Source organism: Mycobacteriales bacterium (assembly GCA_035995165.1).
Classification (GTDB): Bacteria; Actinomycetota; Actinomycetes; order Mycobacteriales; family CADCTP01; genus CADCTP01.
The window spans coordinates 1-10,970 of sequence record DASYKU010000116.1; the positions used below are offsets into that span (position 1 = coordinate 1).

Genomic DNA, 10,970 nt, shown 5'->3' on the forward strand with positions numbered 1-10,970 from the left:
CTGGGTGGAGCTGAGGGGATTCGAACCCCTGACCCCCTCGATGCGAACGAGGTGCGCTACCGGACTGCGCTACAGCCCCAAGCCGCGTAGAGGATAGCAGCAGGGCGGCTACTCGTTCACCGCGCGGGGCCGGTCGTAGGCCGGGTCCGCGGCGTCGAGGTCGGCGAAGGTGAGGTCGTCGTCGTCCAAGTCGATCATGCTCTCGGTGCGGCGGCGGACGACCGGGGCGGTGACGTAGGTCGGGGCCGGCACGGGGACCGGACGCCAGGAACGGTCCGGCGTCGCCGCGACCTCGTCGGCCCCAACCGCGGCGGCGATCCGGGCCGGGCGGCGGACGGTGTGCTCGGACGCGGAGGCCGGCTGGCTCGCCTCGCCGAACATGACCGCGCGCCGGGTGCGGCGCTCGTACTCGCGGCGGACCTGCGTCCGCAGCCAGCCGACGTACCCGGCCAGCAGCAACGTGGCCGGCACCTGCGCGAACCAGAGCCAGGAACTGATCGCCAGCGCGGCCGGGGCGGCGAGCACCGCGGTCGTGGCCAGCACGCCGAGGGTGCGGCGGCGCCGGCGCATCATCCGATCGCGGGCGGCGGCGCGGACCGGCGAGGCTCCGTCCGCGTACGGCGCGGGCGGGGCGGTCGCGTACCGGCGCTTGCCGGCGACCCCGCCGCTGGCCGGCCCGCGGCGGGACAGCACCCGCATCGCGGTCGCGAACTTGTCCATCGACCGGAGTTCGGCCCGGTCGTCGCCGCGGCGGACGAACATGGGCACGAGGACCACCAGCCACATGATCACGAGCACGATGGCCATGAGGATCGTCGAGCTCATCGTGTCCCTCCCGTCACACCATTCACAAACGTGATCACGCTAGCCAGACCGGGACCTCGGGTCGTGGAGGCGCGCGGGAGTGTCGACGTCCGGTTGAGAGTTCGGGTTGCGGACGGCGTCAGGCGGAGCGTTGGCGGAGCCGGCGCAGCAGCCCCTCGGGCACGTCCTCGACCGTCAGCGCGTACGTCACGTGGTCACGCCAGCCGCCGTCGATGTCGAGGTAGCGGACGTAGAGCCCCTCCTCGCGGAAGCCGAGCTTCTCCGCGACCCGGCGGCTGCGCGCGTTCTCCGGGCGGATGTCGACCTCGACCCGGTGCAGGCCGACCGACCCGAAGCAGTGGTCGGCGGCGAGCGCGACGGCGGTGGTGGTGATACCGCGGTTGGCATGGCCCTCGTCCACCCAGTATCCGATCTGCGCCGAGCGCAGCGCCCCGCGCACGATGTTGTTCACGGTGAGCTGGCCGACGAGCTGGTCGTCGTACGTGATCATGAACGGCAGGACCACGCCCGCCCGGGCCAGCCGCCGCAGTGAGCCGAGCGCGGACGGCCAGCTGGCCACCGAATGCCGCACCGCCCACGACTCACCCGAGGTCGGCTCCCATGGCGCCAGCCAGGCCTCGTTGCGCAGCCGCAGCGAACTCCACGTGCCGGCGTCGCGCAGCCGCGGCGGCCGCAACCCGATCCGCTCGTCCTGCAGTCGCGCCGGCCAGCCAGGGTGCCGGCTCATCGGGCGGGCCCCGTCCTCGTCCGCACCGCCGTCAGGCGCTGGCGAGCAGCAACGGGATCACGGTGACCTGATCGCCCTCCGACACCTCGGTGACCTCCTCGTCGATCACGATCAGGCAGTTCGCCTGGGCGAGGCCGGCGAGCAGGTGCGAGCCGGCGCCGCCCACCGGCTCGACGGAGTATCGACCGTCCGCCTCCCGGTGCAGCAGGCCGCGACGGTACTGCCTGCGGCCCGGCGGTGACGAGAGCATTCCCAGCGTCGTCGCGGTCACACTGCGGCGGACCAGGTGCCGCTTGCCCAGCATCAGCCGGATCGCCGGGCGGACGAAGACCTCGAAGCTGACCAGCGAGCTGACCGGGTTGCCGGGCAAGCAGAAGATCGGGGTGCCGTCCGCGCCCAGGGTGCCGAACCCCTGGGGCTGGCCCGGCTGCATGGCGACGGTGACGAACTCGACCGTGCCGAGCTCGCTCAGCGCCTGCTTGACCACGTCGTACGCGCCCTGGCTGACGCCGCCGGAGGTGACGATGAGGTCGGCCCGAACGACCTGGCCCTCCAGGACGCTGAGCAGCCGGGCGTGGTCGTCGGGAACGATGCCGGCCCGGTAGACCTCGGCGCCGGCGTCGCGGGCGGCGGCGGCCAGCGCGTAGCTGTTGGAGTCGAGGATCTCGCCCGCGCCGGGACGGCGGCCGACGTCCACCAGCTCGCTGCCGGTGGACAGCACGACCACCCGGGGCCGCGGGCGGACCAGCACCCGCTCCCGGCCGACCGCGGCGAGCAGGCCGACCTGCGCCGGGCCGATCGGGGTGCCGGCCCGGACGGCCAGCTCGCCGGTGCGGATGTCCTCGCCGGTGCGGCGTACGTACAGGCCGGGCTCGGCCGGGCGGTCGATCCGGACCCGGGCGACGCCGCCGTCGGTCCACTCGACCGGCACGACCGCGTCCGCCCCGGACGGCATCGGCGCGCCGGTCATGATCCGCAGGCAGAGGCCACGGGTGACGCCGCGGGCGGCGCGGGAGCCGGCCGGGATGTCGCCGACCACGGGCAGCTCGACCGGGCTCTGCTCGGACGCGCCGGCGGTGTCCGCGGAACGCACCGCGTACCCGTCCATCTGGGAGTTGTCGAACCCGGGCAGCGGCGCGTCGGCGAGCACGTCCTCGGCGCAGAGCAGCCCCTGCGCGTCGAGCAGGGCGAGCTCGATGGGCTCCGGCACCCGCAGGTTGGCCAGCACCCGCCGCAGATGCTCGTCGACCGGCCGCGCTCCGCTCACCGGCGCAGGTCCCGCTCCGCGCGTCCGGCCGTCACGCCCGTCCCGCCACGAAGTCCTCGAGCCACTGCCGGAACTCCGGACCGAGGTCGGGCCGGTCGCAGGCCAGCCGGACGACCGCCTTGAGGTAGTCGGCCTTGTCGCCGGTGTCGTACCGGCGGCCGCGGAAGACCACACCGTGCATCGGCTGGCCGGCCGTGGCCTGCTCGCGCAGCGCATCGGTGATCTGGATCTCGTTGCCGCGACCGGGCGCGGTGTTGTGCAGGGTCTGGAAGATGCTCGGCGCCAGCACGTACCGCCCGATGATCGCCAGGTTGCTCGGCGCGTCGTCCGGGGACGGCTTCTCGACCAGGTCGGTGACCTTGACCACACCCTCGCGGCCGGTCGGCTCGGCCGCGACGCAGCCGTAGAGCGAGACCGAGTGCCGCGGCACCTCCATGAGCGCGACCACGCAGCCACCGAACTCGGCCTGCACGTCGAGCATCGGCTGGAGCAGCTCGTCACGCTCGTCGACGATGTCGTCGCCGAGCAGCACGGCGAAGGGCTCGTCCCCGACGAACGCCTCGGCCATCAGGATCGCGTGGCCTAGGCCGCGGGGGTTGCCCTGCCGGACGTAGTGCATGTTGGCGAGGTCGGCCGAGCGCCGCACCGCGGCCAGCCGCTCGGCGTCGCCCTTCTTCTCCAGCGCCGCCTCGATCTCCGGCGCGCGGTCGAAGTGGTCGGCGATGGCTTCCTTGCCGCGGTTGGTGATGACGAGGACGTCGGTGAGCCCGACGCCCGCCGCCTCGGCGACGATGTACTCCAGAGCGGGCACGTCGACGACCGGCAGCAGCTCTTTCGGGATCGCCTTGGTCGCTGGCAGGAACCGGGTGCCGAGGCCGGCGGCCGGTATGACGGCCTTGCGCGGCCGGGGCTGCTCAGACATGCCGCGAGACTAGTCGGCGTGAGCACCGAAGGCGGGAAAAGGGGCTGGCGGGCGCGTCTGCTGGCCGACCGGGCGGCGCTGTCCCCCGACCGGCTCCGACTCGCCGCCGAGACGCTGACCCGGCACGTGCTGGACCGGCTGGGTGGGATGGGGCGGATCGCCGCGTACGTCCCGGTAGGGCGGGAGCCCGGGTCGGTGCGACTGCTGGACGCGCTGCGGGACGGCGGCACCGAGGTCCTCCTTCCGGTGGTCGTGGACAGGGGTCTGGACTGGGCCCCGTATGCGGGGGCGGCGGCGCTGATGACGGGCGCGCTCGGGACCCTCGCGCCGGACGGGCCGCGGGTGGGAGCGGCCGGAATCGCGACGGCGGACGCGGTGTTGATCCCAGCGCTCGCGGTGGACCACCGCGGGGTCCGATTGGGACGTGGCGGGGGCTACTACGATCGGGCGCTCGCGGTGGTCCCGGCCCAGATTCCACTGATCGCGCTGCTGCACGACGGAGAGCTCGTCGAACGGTTGCCCGCCGATCCGTGGGACAGGACTGTGACAGCCGCCGTCTCCCCGGTGATCGGGTGGACGGAACTGCCGATCGTGGAGCACCATGACGATTAGCAGTCCACCGATGAGAGTGCCAACAGGAGGTCGGCGTGCCGACGTACCAGTACGCCTGCAAGGAATCGGCGTGCGGTCACCGTTTCGAGGCGGTGCAGTCGTTCTCCGACGACCCGATCGCCGTCTGCCCGGTGTGCGAGGGCCAGGTGCGGAAGGTCTTCTCCGCGGTCGGGGTCGTCTTCAAGGGCTCCGGCTTCTACCGCAACGACAGCCGCGAGAGCGCGAAGTTGCCGGCCGGATCGTCCTCGTCCGCGAAGGACAAGGACAACGGTTCGTCCGCGAAGAAGGCTGAGTCGTCATCGTCGTCGTCCTCCTCGGACTCGTCGGAATCGAGCTCGTCGTCGTCCGGGTCGTCGACCGCGGCGACGTCGTCCGGTACGTCCTCAGGGTCTACCAGCACGGCCGCCGCATCCTGAAACGGTCGTCCACAGGCCGTTCCGGTATCCACAGATCGCGATTGAGCGGGTCCTTCCGGTTCCGCTCGACCTAGCGTCCTGCGGGTGAACGCCACCACTCACGCCTCCCGCGGAGCCGCCCCGGTCTGGGCGGCTCCCGACGTCCTGCCGCTGCCCCCGGATGACGCGTCGCCGTCTCCGGGATCGGGGTTGGCCTGGCTCAGCGGATCATCCGCTCCGCGCCGGCGCGACCCACCTGTCGAGGATGCGGGTGGCGGTGTCGCGACCGTCCCACGCCCACTCGGCGGGCTCACCCTGCCGACCGGTCGGGTGGCGACCTGGCTGCCGGACGGCAGGTGGCTGGACGAGGACGACGTGGAGATCCCCGATCCCGATCCGGGCCCGGTCGATCCCGCCGAGGCCGAGCGACGGCGCGGGCGGCAGCGGGTCGCGCTGGCCCGCGTCGGTACGCGGCTGGCCGGATGGCCGCGCCGGGTGCTGATAGGGATCCTGCTCGTCGCCGCGACGCTGCTGGCCCTGCGACCCCATCCGGCGCCGGTCGCGGCGACGCCGGCCGTCGCGACGGCATCCGTCGTGGTGGCGGCACACGATCTCGCCCCGGGCACGGCGCTGGCGGCGACCGATCTGAAGACGACCGCACTGCCGGTCACGGCCGTGCCGGCCGGCGTGGCCGGGCGCCCGTCGGACCTGATCGGGCGGCTCGCCGCCGGGCCGATCCGGCGAGGTGAACCGGTGACCGATGCCCGCGTCGTCGGGCCCGGGCTCGCGGCCGGGCTCGGCCCCGGGGAGTCCGCGGCGGTGCCGGTCCGACTGGCCGACCCCGAGTCCGCCGCGCTGGTCCGGCCCGGTGACCGGGTCGACGTGCTGGGCACGCCCGTCGCACCCGACGGCACGCAGACCGGTGGTGACGCGGTCGAGATCGCCGCCGGAGTGCGGGTACTGGCCGTGCTCGGCGGACGGGACGCGGCCGACGGCGCCGTGCTCGTCGTCGCCACCTCGGATCTGCTCGCGCGTCACCTGGCCGGAGCGGCCGTGCGACATCGCCTCACCGTCAGCGTGCGGTCTCCGTGAACACCGCTACTCTCGCCCCGACCCTGGCCAGCAGATCGACCTGGAGGCACAGCACATGCTCAAGGGTTTCCGCGATTTCATCATGCGCGGCAACGTCCTCGAACTGGCCGTGGCGGTCGCCATCGGCACCGCGTTCACGGCCGTCGTGACGCAGTTCGGAGCGTCGTTCATCAAGCCACTCGTGGCTCTCGTCTCCGGTGGCGGCGTCGCCGGTGGCACGTTCACCGTGAACGGCCAGCGGTTCGACTACGGCGGGTTCATCAACGCGCTGATCTTCTTCGTCCTCACCGCGGCGGTCATCTACTTCTTCATCGTGGCGCCGTACAACACGTTCGAGGAGCGGCGGAAGCGCGGCCAGGGCCCGGTCGACCCGCCGGCCCCGTCGGACGACATCCTGCTGCTCACCGAGATCCGCGACCTGCTCCGCGACCAGCAGCAGAACCGCGGCATCTGACCCCTGCGGGAGTTGCCGCCCCGCAGCGTGGCGGGCGGCAGCCGGAGGTCAACTCCCGTGGTGCGGTGGCACCTCACGCAACAGACGCTCGTCGCCGTCCGACTCGGGGCGATCGCCCCAGCCGACGTCACGTTCGTCGTCGGTGATGTCGGGCAGTACGGGCCGGTCGTTCGACGATCGGGGCACGACAACCCTCGGTCGCGGTGCAGGACGAGGCGGGGCGCCGGGCGCGATGGTGTCGATCGGCTCGGAATCAGTCCGGACAGGTTGGTCCGCGTTCTCCGTGGGCGGCACGGGTGCGTCGTCGGGCTGCGGGCCGGGCACGTACTCACCTCCCTCTGTCAGGATGATCGCAGCGTAATGCCGCCGGCCGGTGGCCACAGGAGAGGGAGGACGCCATGGGCTTTCTGGACAAGGCGAAGAAGATGGCGGAGAAGGCGGCTCCGCTCCTGGACAAGGCCGCGCCGCACGCCCGGCAGGCCGTCGACAAGGCCGGTCAGCAGATCGACAAGCGCACCGGCGGGAAATACCACGACAAGATCGAGCAGGTCGGGGAGAAGGTCGGCGAGCTCGCGGACAAGCGGATGGCGGCCGGCGGCAACGCGGCGGCCGGTACGGCGACGGCGGACGACGGGTTCCCGGCCACGCCTCCCCCGGTGACGACGCCGGCCCCCGGGCCCGTCGACAACCCCGAGCCGGTCGGTCCGGCCGAGTCCGCCACTCCGTCGGCGGCTGCCGACTCGGCGTCCACTGCCACTGCCGACCCGGCGACGGCAGCGCCTTCGGCCGCTGCTGAGACAGCCACGCCCGCGCCTTCGGCTGCTGAGACAGTGACGCCCGGGCCTTCCGTTGCTGCTGATCCGGCCACGCCGGTGACGCCGGCTGCTGAAGAGCCGGCCACGCCGGTGGCGTCGATGGCAGCCGAGCCGGCGACGTCCGCCGCTGCCGAGTCCGTCCCGCCGGTCCCGCCGACTCCGCCGGTCCCGCCGACCCCGCCGGCCGTTGAGGACCCGGCTGCGCCGGCCGACTCCGAGCCCGTCCCGCCGGTCGCGGACGTGCCGACTCCGTCGGCCGTTGAGGACCCGGCTGCGCCGGCCTCCGAGTCCGTCGCGCCGACCGCTGAGTCGACGCCGCCGGCTCCGGGCGCATCGGACGACACGGACGGTCCGGCAGCTGGACCGAGCGGGTCTCCTACTCGCTGAGTGCGGATCTTGGCGCCGCGTACGCGGAGGGTTGCGGTTGTTCCGGCCGCAGCCGCGGTGGCACCTGACTGGGGGACCTACGGCGCGGCATGATGGTCAGGTGGTGACGGTTCGGTACTGGGCGGGCGCACGAGCGGCCGCTGGTCGGGAGGAGCAGGCAGTCGAGGCTCGGACGCTCGGTGAGCTCCTCGGCGTGATCCGCGGGAGGCCTCCGCTGGACCGGGTGCTCGACGCTTCGAGCCTGCTCGTGGACGGGACCGCGGTCCGCCGCGAGGACGCCACCCACCCGCTCCCGGCCGGATCCGTCATCGACGTCCTCCCGCCCTTCGCCGGCGGATAGTCCGCCCCGGCGGGGTCAGGGACAGTTGACCCATTCGTCGGTGCCGTCGGGGAAGACCTGGCGCTTCCAGATCGGGAGGCGCTGCTTGACGATGGTGACCAGCCGCTCGCAGGCCTCGAACGCCTCGGCCCGGTGGGCGGCCGCGACCGCGGCGACCAGGGCCGTGTCGCCCACCTTGAGCTCGCCGATGCGGTGACTGACCGCGATCGCGTGGATCTTCGGGTCGGCGGCGATCTCGTCCCGGCAGGCCCGCAGGACGTCGTCCGCGGTGGGGTGCCCGACGTACTCGAGGGAGACCACCTCGCGGCCGTGGTCGTGGTCGCGGACGACGCCACTGAACACGACGACGGCACCGGACGCATCGCTAAGGACCGCCGCCTGGTGGGCGTCCGCGGACAACGGCTCGCTCGTCACCGCGCAGAGCCCCGGCTCGATCGCGGTCACTGCGGACCCCCTCCGGGCTTGTGGTCGCCACCCCGCAACTGGCTGAGTACGTGTCCCAGTATGGGCGCAAGCACGGCAATCCCATCTTTGACGCCACCCGGCGAGCCCGGCAGGTTAACCACCAGGGAGGCGCCGACCGTGCCGGCCAGGCCGCGGGACAGCACCGAGGTCGGCACCCGGTCCCGGGCCGCCAGCCGGATCGCCTCGGCGATCCCCGGCACCTCCCGTTCCAGCACCGGCCGGGTCGCCTCCGGGGTCACGTCGGTCGGGGTCACGCCGGTGCCACCGGTGGTCACGACCAGGTCCGCGCCCGACGCGAGCGCCGCCCGCAGCGCCGCCTGGATCGCCGGCACGTCGTCCGGGACCACGGTCACGTCGCCCACCGAGCAGCCCAGCTCCCGCAGCCGGTCGGCCAGCAGATGCCCCGACGTGTCCTCCCGCTCCCCCCGTGAGCTGCGGTTGGACGCGGTGATGACGGCAGCGCGGGTACCCGCGAGATCGGTCATGAGGAGCGCACCCACGTCCCGGACCGGCCACCGCTCTTGGACTCGACCTGGATGTCGGTGATGGACGCCGCCCGGTCGACCGCCTTGACCATGTCGACCAGCGCCAACCCGGCCGCGGCGACGGCGGTCAGCGCCTCCATCTCCACCCCCGTACGGTCGGCGGTGCGGGTCGTCGCGGTGATCCTCACTCCGTCGTCGACCACCTCGAGATCCACGGTCACCGCGTGCAGCGCGACCGGATGGCAGAGGGGCACCAGGTCGGGGGTGCGCTTCGCACCGGCGATGCCGGCGATCCGCGCGACCGCCAGCGCATCACCCTTGGGCAGGCCATCCTCCCGTAACAGGGCCACGACCTGCGGAGTCGTGCGTACTCTTCCGGTAGCGGTCGCTTCGCGGGTGGTCACCGCTTTGGCGGAGACGTCGACCATCCGGGCGGCGCCGTGCGAGTCGACATGGGTCAGCTGCTGGGGCACTCCGTCAGGGTAGGCACTCCCGACTCGACGGTGGCACTGCCACCATGCTGGGTAGGGAGAACGGAACCATGACGACGTCGCAACGGCCGATGGCCGGCACGCTGCTCGGAGGGCGCTACCGCCTGCTCGAGCCGCTGCCCGGTGCCGGTCGGACGTGGCGGGCCCGGGACGAGGTCGACCGGCGCAACCTGATCGCGCGGATCGTCGCGCTCCCGGAGCGGATGCCGGACGCCGAGCGGGACCAGGCCCGGGACCGGGTGCTGCGGGAGGCGGCCGCGGTCGCGCGGGTCGGCCACCTGGGGATCGCGCACGTCGTGGAGGCGGTCGTCGACGAGGGTGTGCCCTGGGTGGTCAGCGTGCTGCCGCCCGGTCGCAGCCTCGGCGAGGTGGTCCGGCGGGACGGGCCGATCGAGCCCGCGGCCGCGGCCCGGATCGGGCTGCGGGTGCTCGACGTGCTGGTCGCGGCCCGGGTGCCGCATGGCGACCTCACCCCCGAGGACATCGTGCTCGGCGAGGACGACGCGGTCACGGTGACGGGGTTCGCGGCGACGCCGGTGGACGGCACGGAGACGCCCGGCTACCGGGCCCCCGAGGGCGGTCCGGGCCGGTCGGCCGACCTGTGGTCGCTCGGCGTGAGCCTGCACGTGGTGGTCGAGGGGCGGCTCCCCGGCGGTACGCCGAAGCGGGTCGGGGCGCTGCGTCCCGTACTCGACGGGCTGCTGCAGCCGAATCCGGCGCGGCGTGCGGATTCCGTGCAGGCGCGGGGACTGCTCACGGCCGCGGCGGGTGAGCCGTCGGCGTGGCCCTTGCCCTCGATCCCCCTCGACCTGCCCGCGGAACCGTCGGCGGGGCGCGCGGCGGTGGAACTTCACGATCCTGAGGTTGCGGCTGCGCTGGCGGCGTTCGAGGCCGCGCTGTCGAATCCAGCCGCGCCTGGAAGGACGACCCCGGTCGAACCGCCCTTCCCGCCTGCCGCCCCGGGTCCGGTCGTCCGACAGAATCCCGGGACGAACGGCCGGACGACCGGTACGACCCCGCCGGCCGAGACGAAGCCGGCACCGTCTCCGGCCGGGCGGCCTGCCGGCGCCACGCCGAGGCCGGTCCGGCCTACGAACAGCCCGGCGAGTGCGCCAACACGGGCTCCGGCGAACCCAGCAGCGAAGACACCGGCGGTAACGACGCCGACGCCACCGGCCAAGGCACCGACGCAGACGCCAGCACGCCCATCGGCGAACGCACCTGCGGCGAGCCCACCGAAGGCGCCGGTGACGAAGGCGGCGGCGGCGAAGAGCCCGCCGGCAGCGGCGCCATCGGCGACCGAGAAGACGCCGGCCCCGCCGCAGGGCGCGGCGGTCAAGAGCACACAGAATGCTGCGGGCGCCGCTGCCAAGACGAGCGCGGCGAAGATCACGGCGAAGAGCCCGCCGGCGAGCGGAGCACGGACCGAGCCCGCCGGCACAGCGCCTGCCGGGACGGCGCCTGCGGGGACGGCGCCTGCGGGGACGGCATCTGCCGGCACCGGGCCTGCCGGCACCGCACCCACAGACACCGGGCCTGCCGGCACCGCACCCACAGACACCGCACCCACCGGTGCGGCGCCCACCGGTGCGGCGCCCGGAGACACCGCACCCACCGACACCGCACCCCCCGGTGCGGCGCCCGGAGACACCGCACCCACAGACACCGCACCCACCGGTGCGGCGCCCGCAGG

General features: G+C 73.7%; 14 protein-coding genes, 1 tRNA gene and 1 pseudogene. 7 read left to right on the forward strand and 9 right to left on the reverse strand.

All coding sequences use genetic code 11. The features are described 5' to 3' along the window. Positions 1–5: 5 nt before the first annotated feature. From VGP36_19650 to galU, 5 genes are all read right to left on the reverse strand, one after another. Positions 6–79 (reverse strand) — tRNA-Ala (locus tag VGP36_19650). A 29-nt stretch (positions 80–108) separates the two neighbouring features. Then, positions 109–825: a hypothetical protein gene (locus tag VGP36_19655; GenBank protein HEV7656931.1), complete on the reverse strand. Its 717-nt coding sequence runs from the start codon at positions 823–825 to the stop codon at positions 109–111. A gap of 118 nt (positions 826–943) precedes the next feature. Continuing rightward, entirely contained in the window at positions 944–1,552 is a 609-nt protein-coding gene (locus tag VGP36_19660; GenBank protein HEV7656932.1) for a GNAT family protein, read from the reverse strand. A gap of 31 nt (positions 1,553–1,583) precedes the next feature. Continuing rightward, positions 1,584–2,819 (reverse strand): gephyrin-like molybdotransferase Glp, encoded by a 1,236-nt coding sequence (gene glp, locus VGP36_19665; GenBank protein ID HEV7656933.1) that lies wholly within the window; start codon positions 2,817–2,819, stop codon positions 1,584–1,586. 31 nt (positions 2,820–2,850) lie between these two features. Beyond that, a complete protein-coding gene (gene galU, locus VGP36_19670) occupies positions 2,851–3,741 on the reverse strand; it encodes a UTP--glucose-1-phosphate uridylyltransferase GalU (protein HEV7656934.1) in 891 nt (296 codons plus the stop codon). A gap of 18 nt (positions 3,742–3,759) precedes the next feature. Here galU and VGP36_19675 point away from each other — a divergent pair, with 18 nt between their 5' ends. Beyond that, positions 3,760–4,353: a 5-formyltetrahydrofolate cyclo-ligase gene (locus VGP36_19675; GenBank protein ID HEV7656935.1), complete on the forward strand. Its 594-nt coding sequence runs from the start codon at positions 3,760–3,762 to the stop codon at positions 4,351–4,353. 35 nt (positions 4,354–4,388) lie between these two features. Next, a pseudogene (locus tag VGP36_19680) lies at positions 4,389–4,535 on the forward strand (FmdB family zinc ribbon protein). 14 nt (positions 4,536–4,549) lie between these two features. Here the strand turns inward: VGP36_19680 and VGP36_19685 are convergent. Continuing rightward, positions 4,550–4,753, reverse strand: coding sequence for a hypothetical protein (locus VGP36_19685; protein ID HEV7656936.1), 204 nt, complete (start codon positions 4,751–4,753; stop codon positions 4,550–4,552). A 325-nt stretch (positions 4,754–5,078) separates the two neighbouring features. On the opposite strand from VGP36_19685, the gene cpaB reads away from it, so the two are divergent. From cpaB to VGP36_19705, 4 genes are all read left to right on the forward strand, one after another. Beyond that, complete coding sequence (gene cpaB, locus VGP36_19690; GenBank protein ID HEV7656937.1) at positions 5,079–5,840, forward strand: Flp pilus assembly protein CpaB; 762 nt, start codon at positions 5,079–5,081, stop codon at positions 5,838–5,840. A gap of 55 nt (positions 5,841–5,895) precedes the next feature. Continuing rightward, positions 5,896–6,294, forward strand: a complete 399-nt coding sequence (gene mscL / locus VGP36_19695; protein HEV7656938.1) for a large conductance mechanosensitive channel protein MscL — start codon at positions 5,896–5,898, stop codon at positions 6,292–6,294. 398 nt (positions 6,295–6,692) lie between these two features. After that, positions 6,693–7,496: an Rv0909 family putative TA system antitoxin gene (locus VGP36_19700; GenBank protein ID HEV7656939.1), complete on the forward strand. Its 804-nt coding sequence runs from the start codon at positions 6,693–6,695 to the stop codon at positions 7,494–7,496. 64 nt (positions 7,497–7,560) lie between these two features. Next, the gene (locus tag VGP36_19705; protein HEV7656940.1) at positions 7,561–7,836 is read left to right on the forward strand and encodes a MoaD/ThiS family protein; all 276 of its coding nucleotides are present in this window, start codon (positions 7,561–7,563) and stop codon (positions 7,834–7,836) included. A 15-nt stretch (positions 7,837–7,851) separates the two neighbouring features. Here VGP36_19705 and VGP36_19710 read toward each other — a convergent pair whose 3' ends face one another. From VGP36_19710 to moaC, 3 genes are read right to left on the reverse strand one after another with little or no spacing between them, the layout of a single operon-like run. Continuing rightward, positions 7,852–8,280 (reverse strand): molybdenum cofactor biosynthesis protein MoaE, encoded by a 429-nt coding sequence (locus tag VGP36_19710; protein HEV7656941.1) that lies wholly within the window; start codon positions 8,278–8,280, stop codon positions 7,852–7,854. Next, on the reverse strand, positions 8,277–8,786 hold the full coding sequence (locus VGP36_19715) for a MogA/MoaB family molybdenum cofactor biosynthesis protein (GenBank protein HEV7656942.1): 510 nt from the start codon (positions 8,784–8,786) through the stop codon (positions 8,277–8,279). Before VGP36_19715 ends, VGP36_19710 begins: the two co-directional genes overlap by 4 nt. After that, positions 8,783–9,259 carry a cyclic pyranopterin monophosphate synthase MoaC gene (gene moaC / locus VGP36_19720; GenBank protein ID HEV7656943.1) on the reverse strand — a complete coding sequence of 159 codons (477 nt, stop codon included), beginning with the start codon at positions 9,257–9,259 and terminating at the stop codon, positions 8,783–8,785. The genes VGP36_19715 and moaC overlap by 4 nt, the downstream gene beginning before the upstream one ends. A 257-nt stretch (positions 9,260–9,516) precedes the next feature. Here moaC and VGP36_19725 point away from each other — a divergent pair. Next, positions 9,517–10,970 (forward strand): hypothetical protein (locus tag VGP36_19725; protein ID HEV7656944.1); only part of this gene is annotated, 1,454 nt, incomplete at its 3' end.

Bases quoted from the DNA above. Each gene is read 5' to 3' on its own strand.
- VGP36_19655 (HEV7656931.1), bottom strand. From the start codon at position 825: ATGAGCTCGACGATCCTCATGGCCATCGTGCTCGTGATCATGTGGCTG.
- VGP36_19660 (HEV7656932.1), bottom strand. From the start codon at position 1,552: ATGAGCCGGCACCCTGGCTGGCCGGCGCGACTGCAGGACGAGCGGATC.
- galU (HEV7656934.1), bottom strand. From the start codon at position 3,741: ATGTCTGAGCAGCCCCGGCCGCGCAAGGCCGTCATACCGGCCGCCGGC.
- mscL (HEV7656938.1), top strand. From the start codon at position 5,896: ATGCTCAAGGGTTTCCGCGATTTCATCATGCGCGGCAACGTCCTCGAA.
- VGP36_19700 (HEV7656939.1), top strand. From the start codon at position 6,693: ATGGGCTTTCTGGACAAGGCGAAGAAGATGGCGGAGAAGGCGGCTCCG.
- VGP36_19715 (HEV7656942.1), bottom strand. From the start codon at position 8,786: ATGACCGATCTCGCGGGTACCCGCGCTGCCGTCATCACCGCGTCCAAC.